This window comes from Bacillus sp. RC51 (assembly GCF_044908115.1).
Classification (GTDB): domain Bacteria; phylum Bacillota; class Bacilli; order Bacillales; family Bacillaceae_G; genus Bacillus_A; species Bacillus_A mycoides.
On sequence record NZ_JBIYCW010000001.1, the window covers coordinates 1 to 21589 of the forward strand.

Here is a 21589-nt window from a genome sequence, read left to right on the forward strand (position 1 = left end):
TAATTAGGGATGGAAGCTATTCAAAGACACTGGGGAATGTCTTATAAATTAGGGAGGAACAGCTTCGATACATATACTATAAAAGGTGGATGTGATCCTCGTGTGAACATGGAGTGAAAGAGAGAGGGAGTTTCAAATAAAAGATAGAAAGAATAAAAAAATAAGACCATCACATATAGGATGGTCAAGGAAAGGGGACAATTTATGTCAATTTAATTAGGGATGGAAGCTATTCAAAGACACTGGGGAATGTCTTATAAATTAGGGAGGAACAGCTTCGATACATATACTATAAAAGGTGGATGTGACCCTCGTGTGAACATGGAGTGAAAGATATGGGAATTTGAAAAGGGATAAAATAGTTGTTGTAAGAGTTATAGTATAAGTGGAGATATAATAGAAAATATTCTTTTGTAAAACGATAGGAGTCTGAATATAAATAAAAGTTGAAATCTATGAAAAAAAGGATTATGCTCAACTATATTATGAGAATATAAGGTTTATCCCGCTACTTGTAGGCTCTTAAAGAGTCTTTATTTATGAGGGGATAAAAGCTTCACTTGATAAAGGGAGTTAGTGATATGGAAGTAGCAAAAAAACAAGGGTTGTATAATCGTTTTATACGATTGAATCCACCACAAATTTTAGCATTAGGCTTTTTTTGTTTAATTGTGGTCGGAGGATTGTTATTAAAGTTACCGTTTGCAACGAAAGTACATATTAGTTGGGTAGATGCTTTCTTTACAGCTACGTCGGCGGCGACTGTAACTGGTTTAGGTGTTGTAGATACTGCGAGTACGTTTACGATGTTTGGTGAAATTGTTATTATGTTTTTAATTCAAACGGGTGGTCTCGGTCTTATGACGATAGCCATTTTAATTGTTTGGGTATTAGGGAAAAAAATTGGTTTACGCCACCGATTATTAATTGGAGAAGCATTTAATCAAACAAATATTGGTGGTCTTGTGAAATTAGTAAAACGTGTTTTTATTTTTTCTATTTGTATTGAGCTAATTGGAGTTATCTTTTTATCGATTCGCTTTATTCCAGAGTTTGGTTTTGGAAAAGGTTTATACTATAGTATTTTTCACGTTATTGCGTCATATAATAATGCCGGCTTTGCGCTTTGGCCAGATAATTTAACAAGATATGTAGGAGATCCTATTATTAATATTGGGATTTGTTCTTTAATTATAATAGGAGGGTTAGGTTTTACGGTATTAATTGATATATGGTATAGCCGTAGTTTCCGAAAATTATCACTGCACTCCAAAATTATGATTGTTGGAACGATAGCACTTAATGTTATTGCGATGATTGTGATTTTTGTATTGGAATATAATAATGTGAAGACTTTGGGGCACTTATCTTTAAATGAAAAATTATGGGCTTCGTTCTTCCAAGGAATTACACCTCGTACAGCTGGTTTTAACACGGTAGATTATGGGGGGATGGAAGAGTCATCGATACTATTTACAATGGTATTAATGTTTATTGGTGCGGGAAGTGTATCGACAGGCGGTGGAATTAAGTTAACGACATTCGTTATTTTAATTACATCAGTTCTTTCTTTCTTTAGAAAGAAAGAGGATTTTGTTTTATTTCAGCGTACGATTAAAATGTCGACAGTAACGAGAGCGTTAGCAATTGTCGTTGCTAGTCAAATACTTATTTTTACAGCGGTATTTGTATTAATGCTTACAGAAGACTTTAGTTTTATTCAGTTATTATTTGAGACAATTTCAGCGTTTGGTACAGTAGGGTTAACAATGGGAATTACTGCGAAGCTATCGGCGTTTGGAAAATGTATTATTATGTTTGTTATGTTTTGTGGATTAATCGGACCGTTAACACTTGTGTTCTCTTTGGCACGACCAGCAAAACAAAAAATTAAATATCCATCAGAAGATGTATTTACAGGATAAGGTATCCCGCATAAAGCGAGATACCTTTTTCTTTTTAAAAAAGAGAGAACAATAAACCAATAAGCGCCACTCGGAATAAAATCGCAATGAGTGCAGCGATACCACCCACAATGGCAGCGGTACCGCCAGTTACAGTAGCCCCGCGATTATAAGCGTAAATACCAAGTAGAACAGACACAAGACCAAATAGTGTTGGGAATGTGAATAATGATAATATTGCTAAGGCAAGAGCAATGAAACCAGCAGTCGATCCAGCTGCAGACGATCTTACATCATCGTTATCTTTATCATCATAATCGATATGCTGTGGTGCAACTTCAGCTGCGTATTCTTCTTTATAATCACTATCTATTCGATCTCTTTTTTTATATTCATCAAATTTCTCAGTCAAAGTAAGGACTCCTTTCATAACAAGGTTCAATAGTAGTATGTTTCTCTTTACTGTTTTTATCCCGCTATTTGCGAGCAGTAAGACTCCCACCTCAAAATTTGGCTGGAGCCCTGCTGCCCGTAAACGTCCGATTGGTGTGGGCTAATAATCAGTGGGGGATGAACAAAACCTCCACTGATTAAAGTTTCACTTTATCCGAACTTGTACAGAGAGTAATATCCAATTGGAAAGTGGAAAATGTTTTTTCAAAATAGGAAAACTTAGTATGACTTCCTCTATTTTGGAAAGTATAAAAAAGAATAATGAGGAAAGGGTGTAGTACATAATGGAACATCCAATTGAAAATTTAATGAAAACAGCAATGACAAATTTAAAAGAGATGGTAGATGTAAATACGATTGTTGGAAGTCCGGTTTCAACAGCTGACGGAAATGTAGTATTAACAGTATCTCAAGTGGCTTTTGGTTTTGGAGCTGGTGGAAGTGACTTTAAAGGTGATTTTATTTCTGAAAAACATAACGGCGGACAAGGGCAGCATAAAGAGAACAAGCAAAGTCATCCATTCGGAGGCGGAAGCGGGGCTGGGGTTTCTATTAGCCCAGTTGCTTTTTTAGTAGTTGGTTCTAACGGTGTGCAAGTGTTGCATCTCAATAGTAGTACACATTTAATTGAAAAAGCGTTAAATACTGTGCCAAGCACTGTGGATAAATTTGTGAATGGTCGCCAAAAGTGAACTTGCATTTTTTAGGAATTATGATATATTAGAAAAAGTGCGCTTTATGACGATCGGAATAATTGAACTGTAAATATATATGATGTGTGGAATAAGGGAGAGGAATTTATGATTAATATCAAAAACTTAGTAGTTGGCTTATGTATGTTAGTAAGCGGTTTTGTTGTATATGTAATAAAAGAAAAAGCTCCATTCTAAAACAGACAAACCGTTAATGTCTGTTTTTAATTTGTAAAAATTGTTGACAAGTTATTGTAATGGTGTTAAAATTTTAATTCGTGTCTCGGTTAAAGCTAGTGTAAAGTAAATAAATCTTATGAATATAATACGAAAAGTTTGCGAAAGATCGGGTAGTCTTACCAACAACTTTTGTGAACAAACCCTATAAATTGTATATGTAAGCTTTATATGTATACTAGTGAATCAAGGAGCGGTCAGTGGAACCGTAATGATGAGAGAGAGGTAGGGCTTTCATCCAGTATATGTTACTTTCCCGTTAGGTGAATATAAAAAAGAGGGCTCCTTTTGAAAAGGAGCCCTCTTTCTATAAATAAATTGAAACTATAATCAGTGGGACCATTCTATTCCCTTTACATGTTAGCTCACAAATAATGTGATAAAAATGATTAAGTGCGGTTTTCAACTTGCTGACAAATTTCATCTGTTGTTAAACCATGTGCTTTAATTACAGATCCTTTTATCGATGTATCTGCAATGCCCATCATATTAGAATCTTGCCCGGTTACAACGCAACAATCACACCCATGTGCATCATTTTCAGAGTTAAGTGAAACGACTTCATGTCCTTGTTGCTGAAGAGCTTGTTGAACATCTGTTAAAGAGTTCTCAACACCAATTCTAGCCATAATTTTCACCTCCTACCATCTAGTTGCTAGTATGCCCAAGTCCATAGCATATATTTATGAAAAGATGGTAGGAAGAGAATATTTGTTTAGTCGTTATATACACCAGTAAGCATTTGACTAACGAATTGATCATTTAATGTATCTTGTGCTGAACTGTTATTAGACTGAATATCGATTGAAGCTGTGTAGTTGTTATGTTTCCTACTATTTGGTTCTACTTCAACGTAATTATCGAATTTACAAAATCCTTTCGTATCCATTAGATCAAATAGTTGTAGCATTTCTACTACCTCTTGTCTCGTTCCTTTAATTTGTACACACGCCATTGTTATTTCCTCCTTCAATTTGACAAATTGTTTTTTAAAAATAGGATTATGATTACTAAATGAAAAATATGAATGTTATTTTTAGACAGCGTTATTTTTGTTATTTTCCCCCTTTTTCACCAAAAGTCGTTGTATATTCCCGGATTTATAAAATCGGACGTCCGTTTATTGAATACAATAGATTCGTATCAATTGGCGAAAACCCTTCTTTTAAACAAATATTTTTTTAGTAGAATTTGACGAAAAAATTTTTTTGACTTTTTGTAAACGTTAACAATGTTATTAAATCAATATAAACAAAGATGTACGTACGATTAAAAATTAAAAATTTTCTAAAAATTCACTTGATTTATTTGAAAAGGAGAGTAGACTAGGAAACAATAAAAAACTCATAGAACATAGGGGGCGCTTTCAAGTGAACGAGCAGTGGATTTTCTTAAATGGAGAATTTGTTCCAAAAGACGAAGCAAAGGTTTCAGTATATGATCATGGCTATTTATATGGCGATGGAGTGTTCGAAGGAATTAGGGTATATAGCGGTAATGTTTTCCGTTTGAGAGAGCATCTTGTCCGGTTATATGAATCAGCGAAATCCATCATGTTAGAGATTCCATATACGTTAGAAGAAGCAACGAAAATCGTTGTTGAAACGATTCGACAAAACAAACTATCTAATGGATATATCCGCCTCGTTGTATCAAGAGGACCTGGGAACTTGGGATTAGATCCCGATTCTTGTACGAAACCAAATGTAGTAGTAATTGCAGAGCAATTATCTTTATTTCCACAAGAATATTATGAAAAAGGGATTCCGATTATAACAGTTGCAACGCGTCGCAATCGCCCGGATGTTTTATCGCCTCAAGTAAAATCTTTAAATTACTTAAATAATATTTTAGTTCGCATTGAGGCGAAATTAGCTGGAGTACAAGAAGCACTTATGTTAAATGACCAAGGATATGTAGCTGAAGGCTCTGGAGATAATGTATTTATTGTGAAGGGAAATAAATTAATTACACCACCAAGTTCTGCTGGAGCGTTAGAAGGTATTACACGAAACGCGATTTTAGAAATCGGCGAAAAACTTGGATATGACGTAAGAGAAGAATTATTTACAAGGCATGATGTATATGTAGCTGATGAAGTGTTTTTAACAGGAACAGCTGCTGAAGTAATTGCTGTTACGACAGTAGATGGAAGAACGATTGGTTTAGGTAGAACAGGGCCACATACGAATCGTTTATTAGAAGAATTCCGTAAATTAGTTGTAGAAGATGGAGAGAAAATTTACGAAGAAAATAAAGTTGGATAATAGCTCTTATGACATGATAAAGCGTTGATAGGGAGGAGTAGTTGACTGTGAAGCCTCACAGAGAGTCGGTGGTTGCTGGAAACCGATGGTTCACGTCGACGAACATCACCCTTGAGTGCTAAGCTGAAACGTTTGTTTAGGCTTAGACGGTAGCTCCGTTATTAGCTAGACTCATATCCCGAGTCACTGAGGCAAGAGTAATCTTGCAAAGAAGGGTGGTACCGCGAAATCTTTCGTCCCTTCAGCACATAGCTGGAGTGTGGACGTAGGATTTTTTTATTTTATAAATGTTTTAAAAAAGGGGGCTTATAAGAAAAATGTCTTCAAAAACGGAAGAGAAACTGGCAACTGGTGCACAGCTATTGTTAGAAGCGCTAGAAAAGGAAGGAGTAGAGGTGATTTTTGGTTATCCAGGTGGTGCGGTTTTACCTCTATATGATGCGCTTTATGATTGTGAAATTCCGCATATTTTAACGAGGCATGAGCAAGGTGCAATTCATGCTGCTGAAGGATATGCAAGAATTACAGGAAATCCAGGAGTGGTAATTGCAACAAGTGGACCGGGTGCTACAAATGTTATTACTGGTCTAGCTGACGCGATGATTGATTCATTGCCACTTGTTGTATTTACAGGGCAAGTAGCAACAACGTTAATCGGAAGTGATGCTTTTCAAGAAGCAGATATTATGGGACTTACGATGCCGGTGACAAAACATAATTATCAAGTGCGAAAAGCATCGGATTTACCCCGAATTATTAAAGAAGCATTTCATATCGCTAGAACAGGAAGACCGGGCCCAGTCGTAATTGACCTTCCGAAAGATATGGTAGTAGAGCAAGGTGAGCGATGTAGCGACGTACAAATGGATTTACCAGGATACCAGCCTAATTATGAACCGAATCTACTACAAATAAACAAATTATTACAAGCGATTGAGGTCTCAAAAAAGCCATTAATTTTAGCTGGAGCAGGTGTATTGCATGCGAAAGCATCGAAAGAATTAACAAGTTTTGCTCGCAAATATCATATTCCAGTTGTTCATACATTACTTGGTCTTGGTGGGTTTCCACCAGATGATGAACTATTTCTAGGGATGGGAGGAATGCACGGTTCATACACCGCAAATATGGCGTTATATGAATGTGACTTACTTATTAATATAGGTGCAAGGTTTGATGATCGTCTTACTGGGAATTTAGCTTATTTTGCTAAAGAAGCGATTGTCGCACATATAGATATTGATCCAGCGGAAATTGGGAAAAATGTGCCGACTGAAATCCCTATTGTTGCGAGTGCAAAGCAAGCATTAGAGGCTCTACTTACTTTTAAAGAAGGGGAAGTACATCACAATGATTGGCTTTCGTTATTGAATAGTAGAAAAGAAAAATACCCTCTTTCTTACAAAGAACATGCAGAGCGTATTAAACCTCAATATGCAATTGATATGCTATACGAAATTACGAAAGGAGAAGCGATTGTAACGACAGATGTTGGGCAACATCAAATGTGGGCAGCTCAATATTATCCGCTGAAAAACCCAGATAGATGGGTAACCTCTGGGGGGTTGGGAACAATGGGCTTCGGGTTTCCAGCAGCAATAGGTGCACAAATCGCAAAGCCTGAAGAACTAGTTATTGCAATTGTCGGTGATGCTGGATTTCAAATGACCTTGCAAGAACTTAGTGTGTTAAAAGAGCATTCTTTACCAGTTAAAGTTTTTATTTTAAATAATGAAGCTTTAGGGATGGTAAGACAATGGCAAGAGGAATTTTATAATGGGCGATATTCGCACTCCTTACTTTCATGCCAACCAGATTTTGTTGCGCTTGCCAATGCTTATGGCATAAAAGGTGTTCGTATTGAAGACCCACTTCTTGCAAAGCAACAATTACAGTATGCAATTGAGTTAAGAGAGCCTGTTGTAATTGATTGCCGCGTACTTCAATCCGAAAAGGTAATGCCGATGGTTGCCCCAGGAAAAGGCGTTCATCAAATGGAGGGAGTGGAGAAAAGGTGAAGAGAATTGTAACAGCGACAGTTCGAAATCAAAGCGGTGTGTTAAATCGAATTACAGGTGTTATGACACGTAGACATTTTAATATTGAAAGTATTTCAGTAGGTCATACGGAATCATCGAATATTTCGAGAATGACGATTGTTGTACACGTTGAAAATGAACAGCAAGTTGAGCAGTTAATTAAACAACTTCATAAGCAAATCGATGTACTGAAAGTATCAGATATTACAGAAGAAGCGATGATTGCTAGAGAACTTGCACTTATTAAAGTAGCAACGTCTGTAGCAAGAGCAGAATTATATAGTTTAATTGAACCGTTCCGAGCCGCTGTAATAGACGTTGGGAAGGATTCCATAGTGGTGCAAGTAACAGGTACCCAGGAGAAAGTAGAAGCGTTAATTGAATTACTTCGTCCATATGGTTTGAAAGAAATTGCTAGAACAGGTGTAACAGCATTTACACGTAGTATGAAAAAACAAGATAAACAAGTTATGTTAATTCAATAATTATTTAAAAAATAGGGGGAAATGAAAATGGCGAAAGTTTATTATGAAAAAGACGTAACGGTAAATGTATTAAAGGAAAAGAAAGTAGCAATCATCGGATATGGATCGCAAGGCCATGCGCATGCGCAAAACTTACGTGATAACGGATTTGATGTGGTAGTAGGACTGAGGAAAGGGAAGTCATGGGATAAGGCGAAAGAAGACGGTTTTTCTGTATATACAGTAGCGGAAGCAGCAGAAAAAGCAGATGTAGTAATGATTCTACTACCTGATGAATTACAGCCGGAAGTATATGAAGCTGAAATTGCACCAAACTTACAAGGCGGCAATTCTCTCGTTTTCGCGCATGGATTTAATGTTCACTTTGATCAAGTAAAACCGCCAGCTAATGTAGATGTATTTCTAGTAGCACCGAAAGGTCCAGGACATCTAGTACGTCGTACGTTTGCGGAAGGGGGAGCTGTTCCTGCATTATTTGCAGTATATCAAGATGCAACAGGAGTTGCGACTGAAAAGGCACTTTCATATGCAGATGGAATTGGGGCGACGAGAGCAGGTGTATTAGAAACAACGTTTAAAGAAGAAACAGAAACAGATTTATTTGGAGAGCAAGCTGTACTTTGCGGCGGAGTGACTGCACTAGTAAAAGCTGGGTTTGAAACGTTAGTTGATGCTGGTTATCAACCGGAAGTTGCATATTTTGAATGTTTACATGAACTAAAACTAATCGTTGACCTTATGTATGAAGGCGGACTTGAAAATATGAGATATTCAGTTTCAGATACAGCGCAGTGGGGCGACTTCGTATCAGGACCACGCGTTGTAACGGAAGATACGAAGAAAGCGATGGGTGCAGTGCTAACAGAAATTCAAGATGGTACATTTGCAAGAGGCTGGATCGCAGAGCATAAAGCAGGAAAACCAAATTTCCATGCGACAAATGAAAAAGAAAATGAACATGAAATCGAAGTAGTTGGACGTAAATTACGTGAAATGATGCCGTTTGTACAGCCGCGAGTAAAGGCAGGGGTCAAATAATATGAAGCAAATTTTGTTCATGGATACGACGCTACGTGATGGCGAACAATCACCAGGAGTTAATTTAAATGAACAAGAGAAATTACAGATTGCGAGGCAACTAGAGAGACTTGGTATTAATGTAATGGAAGCTGGATTCGCAGCAGCTTCTGAAGGTGATTTTCAATCGGTAAAACGTATCGCAAATACCATTCAAAATGCTACGGTTATGAGTTTAGCTAGAGCGAAAGAAAGTGATATTCGAAGAGCCTATGACGCAGTGAAAGGTGCTGTCTCTCCTCGATTACACGTATTTTTAGCTACGAGTGACATTCATATGAAATATAAGCTTTGTATGTCAAAAGAAGATGTATTAGATAGCATTCATCGCTCGGTTACACTCGGGAAATCACTATTTCCAACAGTTCAATTTTCAGCAGAAGATGCAACAAGAACATCGAGAGCATTTTTAGCTGAAGCAGTAGAAGTCGCGATTCGCGCAGGAGCGAATGTAATCAATATTCCTGATACAGTTGGATATACGAATCCTGAAGAATACTATTCTCTTTTTAAATACTTACAAGAATCCGTTCCTTCTTATGAAAAAGCAATTTTTTCTTGTCATTGCCACGATGATCTTGGAATGGCAGTAGCGAACTCGTTAGCAGCGGTTGAAGGCGGAGCGTTACAAGTAGAAGGAACCATTAACGGAATTGGAGAAAGAGCAGGAAATGCGGCGCTAGAAGAAGTCGCGGTTGCTCTCCATATTAGAAAAGATTTCTATGAAGCAGAATCCTCTATGACATTAAAAGAAATTAAAGCGACGAGTACGTTAGTAAGTCGGTTAACGGGTATGGTTGTACCGAAAAATAAGGCAATTGTTGGAGCAAACGCTTTTGCTCACGAATCAGGTATTCATCAAGACGGTGTATTAAAAGAAGTAACGACGTATGAAATTATTGAACCATCGCTGATTGGAGAGTCACAAAATCTATTTGTATTAGGAAAGCATTCCGGGCGCCATGCGTTTACTGAAAAAATGAAAGAACTTGGTTATGAGTTTACAAAAGAAGAACGAGATGTGGTGTTTGAAGCATTTAAAAACTTGGCTGACCGTAAAAAAGAAATTACAGAAGAAGATTTACGTGCGCTTATGCTTGGTGAAGCAGCATTTGCGGCCCAGCAATATAGCATTACTCAATTGCAAGTACATTTCGTATCAAATAGTACACAGTGTGCAACGGTTGTACTAAAAGATGAGGAAGGAAATATGTACGAAGATGCAGCAACTGGTTCTGGAAGTATTGAAGCGATCTATAATGCAATTCAAAGAATTTTAGGATTAGAATGTGACTTAGCGGATTATCGCATACAATCTATAACGCAAGGTCAAGATGCACTTGCACATGTTCATGTTGAATTAAAAGAAGGAACTCATCAAGTATCAGGTTTTGGTGTTGCGCAAGACGTATTAGAAGCATCGGCGAGAGCGTATGTTCATGCGGCCGGAAAATTAAAATCTTTTATTACTCTTGTGAAGTAACTGTTTGATAAGTGAGGGGATCGTCCCTTACTTATCAAAATATATTTCTGAAAATTCAGATAAAAAGGAGTGTTTTAATTGGAAAAACGTATCGTTTGTTTAGCGGGTGATGGTGTTGGTCCGGAAATTATGGAAAGCGCGAAGGAAGTATTGCATATGGTAGAGAGGCTATATGGACATCACTTTCATTTACAAGATGAGTACTTTGGCGGAGCGGCTATCGATTTAAATGGGCAACCATTACCACAGCGAACACTTGCCGCTTGTTTAGCAAGTGATGCGGTTTTACTTGGAGCGGTTGGTGGACCGCGGTGGGATGATGCGAAAGAAAGGCCAGAGAAAGGATTATTAGCTTTAAGAAAAGGACTTGGTGTATTTGCAAACGTTCGCCCTGTAACAGTAGAAAGCGCAACTGCACATTTATCGCCATTAAAAAACGCAGATGAAATTGACTTCGTTGTCGTTCGTGAACTAACAGGCGGTATTTATTTCTCTTATCCGAAAGAAAGAACGGAAGAATCGGCAACTGATACACTTACGTACCATCGTCATGAAATTGAACGTATCGTGTCGTATGCTTTTCAATTAGCGAGTAAGAGAGAGAAAAAAGTAACCTCTATTGATAAAGCGAATGTTTTAGAATCTAGTAAATTGTGGAGATCTGTTACAGAAGAAGTAGCTCTTCGTTATCCTAATGTTGAATTAGAGCACATTTTAGTAGATGCAGCTGCTATGGAGTTAATTCGAAACCCAAGGAGATTTGACGTTATCGTAACAGAAAATTTATTTGGTGATATTTTGAGCGACGAGGCTTCTGTATTAGCAGGGTCATTAGGAATGCTTCCATCAGCGAGCCATGCGGAAAACGGGCCGTCTTTATATGAGCCTATTCATGGATCAGCGCCAGATATTGCAGGTAAAAATAAAGCGAATCCAATTGCGATGATGCGTTCAGTAGCGATGATGCTTGGGCAATCATTTGGATTAACGAGAGAAGGGTATGCGATTGAAGAGGCAATTTCTGCAGTTCTTCAATCTGGGAAATGTACAGCTGATATTGGGGGGAATGAGACGACAACTTCATTTACGAGGGCAGTTATTCAAGAAATGGAAGAGCAGGCACTAGTAGGGAGAGGAAGATAATGGGGAAAAGGTTACTAGATAAGCTTTGGGAGAGACATGTAGTTGTAACGAATGAAAATGGATTGGATTTATTATATATCGATCTTCATCTCGTTCATGAAGTAACGTCACCGCAAGCCTTTGAAGGCTTGCGGCTTGCAAATCGAACTGTTCGGAGACCGGAATTAACGTTTGCAACGATGGATCATAATATTCCAACGAAAGATGTTTGGAATATTACCGATCGCATTGCGAAGCAGCAATTGGATACACTTCGTGACAATTGTAAACAATTTAAGGTGCGATTAGCCGATATTGGTGATGAAGAGCAAGGAATCGTTCACGTTATAGGACCAGAGCTTGGGCTCACACAACCGGGGAAAACGATTGTATGTGGTGATAGCCATACAGCAACCCACGGTGCTTTCGGTGCTTTAGCGTTTGGTATTGGTACGAGTGAAGTAGAACATGTATTAGCAACTCAAACGTTGTGGCAACGAAAACCGAAAGCGATGGGGATTGAATTAAAAGGAAAGTTACCGAAAGGCGTTTATGCAAAGGATATAATTTTGCATCTTCTCTCAAAGTACGGTGTAGCGGTTGGAACGGGTCATGTAATGGAATTCTACGGAGAGACGATTCGTGATATGGGTATGGAAGAGAGAATGACACTTTGCAATATGGCAATTGAAGGGGGAGCGAAAGCTGGCATCATTGCACCAGATGAGAAAACATTTTCTTATGTAAAAGGGCGTGAATATGCACCGAAAGACTATGAAACGTTTACGGGAAAATGGTCGGAGCTTTATACAGATTCAGATGCAATTTATGATTTACATATTTCGGTAGATGTTACGGATTTAGCACCGTATGTCACTTGGGGAACAAATCCTAGTATGGGTGTTCCTATTGATGAAAAATTACCAGAGAAGCATAACGAAAATGATGAAAGAGCATTTTCATATATGGGATTGAGCCCTGGGCAAAGTACGTTTGAAATTCCTGTTAAGCATGTCTTCATTGGTTCTTGTACAAATTCACGTTTATCTGACTTAGAAATTGCTGCATCTGTTGTAAAAGGGAAAAAGGTAAAAGAAGGTGTGCGAGCACTCGTTGTACCAGGATCAAAAAGTGTGAGAGAGCGGGCGATGCAAAAAGGCTTACATCGCATATTTGAAGAAGCGGGATTTGAATGGAGAGAGCCTGGATGTTCAATGTGTCTTGGGATGAATCCAGATCAAGTACCTGAAGGAGAACATTGTGCTTCTACTTCAAATCGTAATTTTGAAGGAAGGCAAGGGAAAGGAGCACGAACACATTTGGTAAGTCCAGCTATGGCTGCAGCAGCTGCGTTATATGGTCATTTTGTTGATATTAGAAAGGAGAGTTACGATGGAACCATTTCATATTCATAAAGGTACTGCCGCAGTACTTATGAATGATAACATTGATACAGATCAAATTATCCCGAAGCAATATTTGAAGAGAATTGAAAGGACGGGATTTGGAAAATATTTATTTGATGAGTGGCGTTACGATAATGAGCGCCATGAAAATCCTAATTTCCCCCTTAATGCACAAGAACGAAAAGGAGCAAGTATATTAATTACAGGTGATAATTTTGGATGTGGTTCTTCAAGAGAACATGCTCCGTGGGCGCTTGCGGATTATGGTTTCCGCGTTATTATCGCCGGAGGATTTGCAGATATTTTTTATATGAATTGTATGAAGAATGGTATGTTACCGATTGTAATGGATAAAGAGATGCGTGAACAACTTGCCAAAACGAATGCGAGAGATCAAATGGAAGTTGATTTAGAGAATGAAGTAATTATTACGAATACGCACAGGTTTCATTTTACAATCGAGAAAATGTGGAAAGAAAAATTATTAAATGGTCTAGATGAAATCAGCATTACGATGCAATACGAACGAGAAATTGGAGAGTATGAAAGAGAAATAGCCTTATATTAAGAAATAACGGAATATTAAAAATGTATTTACATTCAGAATTAACTGTTATATACTATGTGAAAATCAGAGGAGAAAGGGAGTAAGTATTATGAATATCGTGCAATCTATAAAAATGCTTACACAACTACATCATCATACATGAAACCCTTGAACCTAACGTGAAAACGTGTAGGCACAAGGGTTATTCCCGTTGTACCTACACTCTACTAAAGAGCCTTGTAGGTATTTTGTCTACAAGGCTCTTTTTATTTTCGGTTTGGGTGGATCGAATGGGCATAAATTAAAGAGGGAAAGGTGTGTGAAATGAGATGACAAAGTGGAAACGGGCAAATCCGAATGGAACGAGAGATTACTTATTCGAAGAATGTACGTTAATTGAAGAAGTGGAACAAAAATTAAGACGGACCTTTTTAGAGAGAGGTTATGAAGAAATAAGGACACCTACAATTGAATTTTATGATGTTTTTGCATTTCAAAACAGGCCGATAGATGAAGAAAAGATGTATAAATTTTTCGATGAAAAAGGACGGATTATCGTTTTACGCCCAGATATGACAATTCCTTTAGCAAGAGTAATTGGAACACAGAGAGGGGATATTCCTCTTAAAGTAACTTATAGCGGGAATGTATTTCGGGCGAATGAGTCCCTTACTGGGAAATATAATGAAATAGTGCAAAGTGGTATTGAAATTATCGGGATTGAAAATGTAAGGGCTGAAATTGAATGTGTGATAAGCGTAATTCAAGCACTTCAAAAATTAAAGGTGCAATCTTTCACAATTGAGATTGGGCAAGTGCAGTTATATAAATGTATCGTAAAAAAGCTCCCCATTAATGATGAAGAAGAGAAGTTACTTAGAACGTATATTGAAAGTAAAAATTATGCTGGACTCTCACACTTTATAGAAGAAAAGAAATTAAATCGGTGTGATGAAACAGTAAGGTTACTTGAGAAACTACCAAGGTTATTCGGGAGTTTAGATGTTGTTGAGGAAGCAGAAAAACTCGCCTCAAGTAATGAAATGAAAATGGCCATTGCGAGAGTGAAAGAAATATATGAAACAATTGAACAGTTAGGATATGGCTCTTACATATCAATTGATTTAGGTATGGTTCAACATTTGGATTATTATACGGGTGTTATTTTCAAAGGGTATATATATGAAATTGGAGAAGAGATTGTTAGTGGCGGAAGATATGATGAGTTAATTGGAAATTTTGGAGAGATGATGCCAGCGGTTGGGCTCGCGGTGCAAGTAAATCAAATAGTTAAGGCACTTCAAGAGCAGCAAGAACCATATAAACGAAAGAGAATAGATATTATGATTCATTATGAGTTAAATAGATTAGCAGAAGCGGAAAGGTTACGAAATTTACTTCAAAAGGACGGGAAGAATGCCCAGTTATCTTTATTCTCTAATTTAAACGATACTTTTCAATTTGCAAACAAGAATAAAATAATGACAGTCGTTGAGGCGAAGAGTGAGTCACTAGTGGAATATGTATGGAGAGAGAAATGGATCATCCAGAAAGAAGGGGAGGCTTCATGCGTAACATTCAAATTGCGTTAACGAAAGGAAGATTAGAAAAGCATGTTATTCCACTGTTTGAAAAAATTGGAATTGATTGTTCGGAGCTCAAAGATAAAGGAAGAAAACTTGTGTTTAAAAGTAAAAACACAAACATTTCATTTATTTTAGTGAAAGCGGTAGATGTTGCTACTTATGTAGAACATGGCGTAGCTGATATTGGAGTCGTTGGAAAAGATATATTAATGGAATTTGAGAAAGATATATATGAGATGGTCGATTTAGGAGTGGGCGTGTGTAAATTTTGTGTCGCTTCTATTCCTACGTATAATCCGAAGAGTTATCGAAAAAAACGAATTGCTACGAAATATCCGCACATTACTTCTACATATTTTCATGATAAAGGGGAGGATGTAGAAATTATTAAAATAGAAGGATCTGTAGAGATTGCTCCACTTCTAGGTTTGGCAGATGCAATTGTTGATATTGTTGAAACAGGAAAAACATTACAAGAAAACGGGTTAATTGTATTTGAGGAAATGTGCTCTATATCAGCTCGAATGATTGTGAATAAGGCTGCACTGAAAACTAAAAAAGACGAAATATTCTGCATTATAAATATGATGGAACAAGAAATTTTGTCAGGGAAATAGGGGGGACTTTAAATGGAGATAGTTTTTGAAGATTTCCAAGAGGCTTTATCGAAAATAAAATCGCTACGAGAAAGCGCTAATATAATAGAAGAAACTGTTCAAAGAAGTGTAAGTGAAATTGTTCAAAACGTAAGGGAGAGTAAAGATGAGGCTTTATCGTTCTATACAAAAAAATTTGATGGTGTAGAGACAAAAGATTTTCGTGTAAGTGAGGAAGAAATAAAACAAGCAAGTAAGTTTGTAGAACAAGCTTTTTTAGAAGCGTTAAAAGAGGCGAAGAAAAATATTATCTCGTATCACGAAAAGCAAAAAAGACAATCTATGTTTGATTGCGTGAGTGAAGGGGTAATTAGAGGGCAGCTTATTCGTCCGTTAGAAAATGTAGGTGTATATGTGCCGGGCGGGACTGCTTCGTATCCTTCATCAGTATTAATGAATGTATTGCCAGCAAAACTCGCAGGAGTGAAAAAAATTGTAATGGTAACACCGCCGAAGCAAGGAGGAATTGATCCGCATATTTTAGCTGCTGCAAGTCTTGCAGGTGTAGATGAAATATATATGGCCGGTGGTGCTCAAGTAATTGCTGCTCTAGCATATGGAACGGAATCGATTCCTAAAGTAGATAAAATAGTTGGACCAGGGAATTTATATGTCGCGCTAGCAAAGCGAGAAGTATATGGGATAGTCAATATCGATATGATTGCTGGACCATCAGAAATTGTAGTTATCGCAGATGAAACAGGAAATGCCGAATATATTGCTGCTGATTTATTATCACAGGCAGAACATGACGAGAGGGCAACAGCTATTTGTATTACAACAAATATAAAGCTTGCTAAAGAAGTAGAAAGAGAAATAGAAAGGCAGCTAGAGACGTTGCCTAGAAGTGAAATCGCTCGTGAATCCATAAAAAGAAATGGAGCAATTTTTATTGTCCCTTCTTTAGAAGAGGCGTTTCATTTATCAAATGAAATCGCTCCAGAACATTTAGAGTTACACATAAAAGAGCCAATGAATGCTCTAGCTTATGTAAAGCATGCTGGATCAATTTTTCTTGGTCCATATGCACCTGAACCGCTCGGAGATTATTTGGCGGGGCCGAATCACGTATTACCGACAAGTGGAACGGCAAGATTTTTTTCTCCGTTATCTGTCGATGATTTCGTAAAAAAATCAAGCTTCGTTTCGTATACGGAAGAAGCGTTAAGAAGTGTACAGCATCATATTGTAGAACTTGCAAATAAAGAAGGTTTACATGCACACGCAAGAGCAATCCAAATTAGGTTTAAGGAGGAAGAATAATGCGCGAGTCTAGTCAAGTACGTGAGACGACGGAAACAAAAATTAAATTAAGTTTGCAACTTGATGAAAGTACGAATGTTTCTGTGCAAACAGGAGTTGGATTTTTTGATCATATGCTAACTTTATTTGCTAGACACGGAAGATTTGGTTTGCAAATTGAAGCTGAAGGTGATGTATTCGTTGATGCTCATCATACGGTTGAAGATGTTGGAATTGTACTCGGAACTTGCTTGAAAGAATCATTGCAAAATAAAGAGGGGATTAACCGTTACGGCTCAGCGTATGTACCGATGGATGAATCTTTAGGATTTGTAGCGATTGATATAAGCGGGCGCTCATATATTGTATTTCAAGGTGAATTAACAAATCCAAAGCTAGGGGATTTTGACACAGAATTAACGGAAGAATTTTTTAGAGCAGTTGCTCATGCTGCAAATATTACGTTACATGCTCGCATTTTATACGGAAGCAATACACATCACAAAATTGAAGCTTTATTTAAAGCGTTCGGTCGAGCGCTTAGAGAGGCAGTCGATAAAAATGCCAATATTAATGGTGTAAATTCAACGAAAGGGATGTTGTAATTGATTGCAATTATAGATTATGGAATGGGAAATATTCGTAGTGTGGAACAAGCATTAAAATATATTGGAACAGAGTACATCATAACGGATGATAAAAAAGAAATATTGAGAAGTGATGGAGTTATTTTACCAGGAGTAGGCACATTTCCGAAAGCGATGGGTGTTTTAGAAGAAAAAGATTTAGTATGTGTGCTAAAAGAAGTTGGGAGTTTAGGAAAACCGCTTCTGGGTATTTGCTTAGGAATGCAGCTTTTATTTGAAAAAAGTGAGGAATTACAAAATTGTAACGGATTAAATTTATTGCCAGGTGTTATTCGAAAGTTAAAAGTTCCTTATAAAATTCCACATATGGGGTGGAATGAATTAAAAAAAGAAGGAGAAATATCGCTTTGGAATGGAGTAGAGGACGGTTCTTTCGTATATTATGTCCACTCTTATTATGCAGATTGTCCGAATGAAATTGTGTATGGGGCAAGTGAATATGGAGTGAAAGTACCTGGTTTTGTAGCAAAAGGAAATATATTTGGCGCACAGTTTCATCCTGAAAAAAGTGGGGAAATTGGGATGCGAATGTTAAAAAATTTCAAAGGGGTGGTAGAAGTATGGAAATCTTCCCAGCTATCGATATAAAAGAAGGACGATGCGTCAGGCTTTATCAAGGAGAGTTTAGTAAAGAAACGGTGATGAATGAAGATCCAGTCGCACAAGCAATCATATTTGAAAAACTTGGAGCGAAAATACTACACGTTGTTGATTTAGATGGAGCGATTATTGGGGAGTCAGTAAATTTACCTGTCATTGAAAAAATATGCAAGGCGGTACGTATTCCGGTGCAAATTGGAGGAGGAGTTCGGTCACTCGCGGCAGTGGAGAAGTTGTTGTCAGTAGGTGTAGAAAAAGTGATATTAGGAACGGCTGCCCTTTACGATAAATCATTTTTAGAAGAAGCGGTTCGTCTATATAAGGAGCAAATCATAGTTGGAATTGATGCGAAAAATGGTTTCGTAGCAACGAGGGGCTGGTTAGATGTGTCTGAAATTTCGTACATCGATTTAGCGAAGCAAATGGAAAGTGTAGGTGTTCAAACGATTGTGTTTACGGACATTTCAAAAGATGGGACACTTGCAGGACCAAATTTTGAGCAATTAGAGTTACTGCAAAAAAGCGTGGGTATTCGTGTGGTTGCATCTGGAGGTGTCGCATCTATTCAAGATGTGAAAAGATTAAATGATATGAACATATATGGCGTCATTATTGGGAAGGCGCTTTACGAGAAAACGATTGATTTAGAAAAAGTGTTACAGGTAACAAAACTATGTTAGCAAAACGAATTATTCCATGTCTAGATGTGAAAGAAGGGCGGGTAGTAAAGGGTGTGAATTTTATAGGGTTACAAGACGTCGGTGATCCTGTTGAAATAGCCGCATTATATAATGATGCGGGAGCAGATGAAATCGTATTTTTAGACATTACTGCGACGCATGAAGGGCGAAAAACGATTATAGATGTTGTAGAAAAAACTGCTTCAAAAGTATTCATACCTCTCACAGTTGGCGGGGGGATTTCAAGTGTTAAAGATATGTACAATTTACTAAGAGCTGGAGCAGATAAAGTTTCAATAAACTCAGCGGCAGTGAGAAATCCGAAGTTAATCCAGGAAGGTGCGGAGCATTTTGGCTCACAATGTATTGTCGTAGCAATCGATGCTAGAAAAGTAGCAGAAGATAAATGGAATGTATACGTAAATGGCGGAAGACTTAATACGGGAATGGATGCAATCGAATGGGCGAAGCACGTTGCCCAGCTCGGGGCAGGAGAAATTTTGTTGACGAGTATGGATGCAGATGGAACGAAAAATGGATATGATCTTCGTTTAACAGGAGCAATTTCAAACAGCGTTTCTGTTCCAGTAATCGCATCAGGGGGATGTGGTCATGTGAATCACATTATAGAAGTATTTCAAAAGACAACAGTTGATGCAGCATTAGCAGCATCAATCTTTCATTATGGTGAAGCGACTGTACAAGATGTAAAGAGAAAATTAAGAGAAGCAAACGTTGAGGTGCGGTTATGAAACCTAATTTTGCAAAAGGATTGATACCAGCTGTTGTTATCGAGGAAGATACGAAAGAAGTTTTAATGTTAGCTTATATGAATGAAGAAGCGTATGACAAGACGCTGGAAACGAAAAGAACATGGTTTTATTCCCGTTCGAGACAATCGTTATGGAATAAAGGAGGTACATCGGGAAATGTCCAATATGTGCAATCACTTTATTTAGACTGTGATCAAGATGCAATCGTTGTTGTCGTAAAGCAAGTAGGGCCTGCTTGCCATACGGGAGAAAAAACGTGTTTTCACTACAAAATTATATAGGGGGATACATATGGAAGATATCCTTAAGTTATTATTTGAAACAATTGAAGAACGAAAGAAAAATCCACTCTCTGAATCATATACGAATTATTTATTTTCAAAAGGTGAAGATAAAATTTTAAAGAAAATTGGTGAGGAGTGCACCGAAGTAATTATTGCGTCTAAAAATAATGATAAAGAAGAAATAGTAAAAGAAATGGTTGATGTGTTCTATCACTGTTTTGTTCTATTAGCCGAAAAAAATATTCCATTAGAAGATGTCATGCAAGAAATGAAAGAAAGAAATGGAAAGCTTTCGCGAGTAGGGGACAGAAGAGAAATAGATACATTATAAGGGGGAATATGGATGAAAGTGGACTATCACATTCATTTAGAAGAAGGGCCATATTCAATAGGGTGGCTAGCTAAAATAAATGATGCGCTACAATATTTTGAACCGCTTAAAGAAGAAAAACATTCTATGGAATGGCTTATGAAAACACAAGAACGCCTGCAAAGACGTGTGAAGGAAGGTCCATTTACAGCGAAATGGATTGATTTATATTTAGAAGAAGCTGTGCGAAAAGGTATAAAAGAAGTTGGTATTGTCGATCATTTATATCGTTTTCATGAAGCGAAAGGATATTATGAAAAGTATGTAGATATTAGTGATTCTAAGCTTGGTCGCCTGCAAAAAGAGTGGTTAGAACAAGTAAGAGTAACGTCTATTTATGATTTTACAAAGATGATTGAAGAGGCAAAGGAGCGATGGAGTAAACGAGGGATAACGCTCAAACTTGGAATTGAAGCGGATTATTTTATCGGGGGTGAACAAGAGTTAAAAGGTTTACTAGCATTAGGAGACTTTGATTATGTAATCGGTTCGGTCCATTTTATAGATGGATGGGGATTTGATAATCCAGATACGAAAGAGTATTTTGGTACGCATGAGTTACATACTTTATATCACGCGTTTTTCGCTACAGTTGAAAGTGCTGTTCGTTCCGAACTTTTTGATATTATAGCTCACCTCGATAACATAAAAGTATTTAATTATCGATTGGATGAGAATGAACAGCTTTCTTATTATAAGGAAATTGCTCGTGCGTTAGTGGAAACAAATACAGCAACAGAAATAAATGCGGGATTGTACTATCGATATCCTGTGCGCGAAATGTGCCCAAGTCCGCTTTATTTACAAGTATTAGCTAAGCATGGAGTTCCGATTACTCTATCCTCAGATGCCCATTATCCGAATGATTTAGGAAAGTATGTGGAAGAGAATATAAAGACATTACGCAATCATGATATTTCTCACATAGCTACATTTACGAAACGAGTAAGAACGATGAGATTGCTTGAAGAAGAAGGAATAATTTCAAAATGAAACACGATTTTTTGATGAAAATCACCCTTTTTGTTCAAAATAAGAA

24 protein-coding genes and 1 other annotated feature are annotated in these 21589 nt (G+C 37.4%); of the genes, 21 read left to right on the forward strand and 3 right to left on the reverse strand.

Features of this window, described 5'->3' with window-relative positions; translation table 11 throughout:
- Positions 1-581 precede the first annotated feature (581 nt).
- Positions 582-1925 (forward strand): TrkH family potassium uptake protein, encoded by a 1344-nt coding sequence (locus ABH959_RS00005; RefSeq protein WP_002011730.1) that lies wholly within the window; start codon positions 582-584, stop codon positions 1923-1925.
- A gap of 34 nt (positions 1926-1959) precedes the next feature.
- Here ABH959_RS00005 and ABH959_RS00010 read toward each other — a convergent pair whose 3' ends face one another.
- On the reverse strand, positions 1960-2334 hold the full coding sequence (locus tag ABH959_RS00010; protein WP_080515469.1) for an imidazole glycerol phosphate synthase: 375 nt from the start codon (positions 2332-2334) through the stop codon (positions 1960-1962).
- A 307-nt stretch (positions 2335-2641) separates the two neighbouring features.
- Between ABH959_RS00010 and ytfJ the strand changes: the two genes are divergently transcribed.
- Both ytfJ and ABH959_RS00020 read left to right on the forward strand, forming a co-directional pair.
- On the forward strand, positions 2642-3049 hold the full coding sequence (ytfJ, locus tag ABH959_RS00015; protein ID WP_002030645.1) for a GerW family sporulation protein: 408 nt from the start codon (positions 2642-2644) through the stop codon (positions 3047-3049).
- A 108-nt stretch (positions 3050-3157) separates the two neighbouring features.
- Positions 3158-3247: a hypothetical protein gene (locus tag ABH959_RS00020; protein ID WP_000608225.1), complete on the forward strand. Its 90-nt coding sequence runs from the start codon at positions 3158-3160 to the stop codon at positions 3245-3247.
- Between the two features lie 428 nt (positions 3248-3675).
- On the opposite strand, the gene ABH959_RS00025 is transcribed toward ABH959_RS00020, so the two are convergent.
- Positions 3676-3915, reverse strand: a complete 240-nt coding sequence (locus tag ABH959_RS00025; RefSeq protein ID WP_002011725.1) for a YkuS family protein — start codon at positions 3913-3915, stop codon at positions 3676-3678.
- A gap of 86 nt (positions 3916-4001) precedes the next feature.
- Complete coding sequence (locus ABH959_RS00030; protein WP_002011724.1) at positions 4002-4241, reverse strand: DUF3911 family protein; 240 nt, start codon at positions 4239-4241, stop codon at positions 4002-4004.
- A gap of 415 nt (positions 4242-4656) precedes the next feature.
- On the opposite strand from ABH959_RS00030, the gene ilvE reads away from it, so the two are divergent.
- From ilvE to ABH959_RS00120, 18 genes are all read left to right on the forward strand, one after another.
- Positions 4657-5553 carry a branched-chain-amino-acid transaminase gene (ilvE, locus tag ABH959_RS00035; RefSeq protein ID WP_002011723.1) on the forward strand — a complete coding sequence of 299 codons (897 nt, stop codon included), beginning with the start codon at positions 4657-4659 and terminating at the stop codon, positions 5551-5553.
- 15 nt (positions 5554-5568) lie between these two features.
- Positions 5569-5797 (forward strand) — a binding site (T-box leader).
- 73 nt (positions 5798-5870) lie between these two features.
- Positions 5871-7571, forward strand: a complete 1701-nt coding sequence (gene ilvB, locus ABH959_RS00040; RefSeq protein WP_016093002.1) for an acetolactate synthase large subunit — start codon at positions 5871-5873, stop codon at positions 7569-7571.
- On the forward strand, positions 7568-8077 hold the full coding sequence (gene ilvN, locus ABH959_RS00045; protein ID WP_269481053.1) for an acetolactate synthase small subunit: 510 nt from the start codon (positions 7568-7570) through the stop codon (positions 8075-8077). Before ilvB ends, ilvN begins: the two co-directional genes overlap by 4 nt.
- A gap of 21 nt (positions 8078-8098) precedes the next feature.
- Positions 8099-9115, forward strand: coding sequence for a ketol-acid reductoisomerase (gene ilvC, locus ABH959_RS00050; protein ID WP_404492148.1), 1017 nt, complete (start codon positions 8099-8101; stop codon positions 9113-9115).
- 1 nt (position 9116) lies between these two features.
- Positions 9117-10637, forward strand: a complete 1521-nt coding sequence (gene leuA, locus ABH959_RS00055; protein WP_219301795.1) for a 2-isopropylmalate synthase — start codon at positions 9117-9119, stop codon at positions 10635-10637.
- Between the two features lie 78 nt (positions 10638-10715).
- On the forward strand, positions 10716-11780 hold the full coding sequence (gene leuB / locus ABH959_RS00060; protein ID WP_113937006.1) for a 3-isopropylmalate dehydrogenase: 1065 nt from the start codon (positions 10716-10718) through the stop codon (positions 11778-11780).
- Complete coding sequence (gene leuC, locus ABH959_RS00065) at positions 11780-13174, forward strand: 3-isopropylmalate dehydratase large subunit (RefSeq protein ID WP_002011716.1); 1395 nt, start codon at positions 11780-11782, stop codon at positions 13172-13174. The genes leuB and leuC overlap by 1 nt, the downstream gene beginning before the upstream one ends.
- The gene (leuD, locus tag ABH959_RS00070) at positions 13152-13733 is read left to right on the forward strand and encodes a 3-isopropylmalate dehydratase small subunit (RefSeq protein WP_113937007.1); all 582 of its coding nucleotides are present in this window, start codon (positions 13152-13154) and stop codon (positions 13731-13733) included. Before leuC ends, leuD begins: the two co-directional genes overlap by 23 nt.
- Before the next feature lie 308 nt (positions 13734-14041).
- The gene (locus tag ABH959_RS00075; protein WP_002064441.1) at positions 14042-15304 is read left to right on the forward strand and encodes an ATP phosphoribosyltransferase regulatory subunit; all 1263 of its coding nucleotides are present in this window, start codon (positions 14042-14044) and stop codon (positions 15302-15304) included.
- Entirely contained in the window at positions 15280-15915 is a 636-nt protein-coding gene (gene hisG, locus ABH959_RS00080) for an ATP phosphoribosyltransferase (RefSeq protein ID WP_033708301.1), read from the forward strand. The genes ABH959_RS00075 and hisG overlap by 25 nt, the downstream gene beginning before the upstream one ends.
- A 12-nt stretch (positions 15916-15927) precedes the next feature.
- Entirely contained in the window at positions 15928-17217 is a 1290-nt protein-coding gene (gene hisD, locus ABH959_RS00085) for a histidinol dehydrogenase (RefSeq protein WP_002126285.1), read from the forward strand.
- The gene (gene hisB, locus ABH959_RS00090; protein ID WP_002030662.1) at positions 17217-17801 is read left to right on the forward strand and encodes an imidazoleglycerol-phosphate dehydratase HisB; all 585 of its coding nucleotides are present in this window, start codon (positions 17217-17219) and stop codon (positions 17799-17801) included. Before hisD ends, hisB begins: the two co-directional genes overlap by 1 nt.
- Positions 17802-18431, forward strand: a complete 630-nt coding sequence (gene hisH, locus ABH959_RS00095; RefSeq protein WP_404492149.1) for an imidazole glycerol phosphate synthase subunit HisH — start codon at positions 17802-17804, stop codon at positions 18429-18431. It begins immediately after the preceding gene.
- Positions 18404-19123, forward strand: coding sequence for a 1-(5-phosphoribosyl)-5-[(5-phosphoribosylamino)methylideneamino]imidazole-4-carboxamide isomerase (hisA, locus tag ABH959_RS00100; RefSeq protein WP_404492150.1), 720 nt, complete (start codon positions 18404-18406; stop codon positions 19121-19123). The genes hisH and hisA overlap by 28 nt, the downstream gene beginning before the upstream one ends.
- On the forward strand, positions 19117-19875 hold the full coding sequence (gene hisF, locus ABH959_RS00105) for an imidazole glycerol phosphate synthase subunit HisF (RefSeq protein WP_113937009.1): 759 nt from the start codon (positions 19117-19119) through the stop codon (positions 19873-19875). The genes hisA and hisF overlap by 7 nt, the downstream gene beginning before the upstream one ends.
- Positions 19872-20177 (forward strand): phosphoribosyl-AMP cyclohydrolase, encoded by a 306-nt coding sequence (gene hisI, locus ABH959_RS00110; RefSeq protein WP_002086731.1) that lies wholly within the window; start codon positions 19872-19874, stop codon positions 20175-20177. Before hisF ends, hisI begins: the two co-directional genes overlap by 4 nt.
- Before the next feature lie 10 nt (positions 20178-20187).
- Complete coding sequence (hisE, locus tag ABH959_RS00115) at positions 20188-20511, forward strand: phosphoribosyl-ATP diphosphatase (RefSeq protein ID WP_002086729.1); 324 nt, start codon at positions 20188-20190, stop codon at positions 20509-20511.
- A 12-nt stretch (positions 20512-20523) separates the two neighbouring features.
- Positions 20524-21543, forward strand: a complete 1020-nt coding sequence (locus ABH959_RS00120) for a histidinol phosphate phosphatase domain-containing protein (protein WP_404492151.1) — start codon at positions 20524-20526, stop codon at positions 21541-21543.
- The last annotated feature ends 46 nt before the right edge of the window (positions 21544-21589 follow it).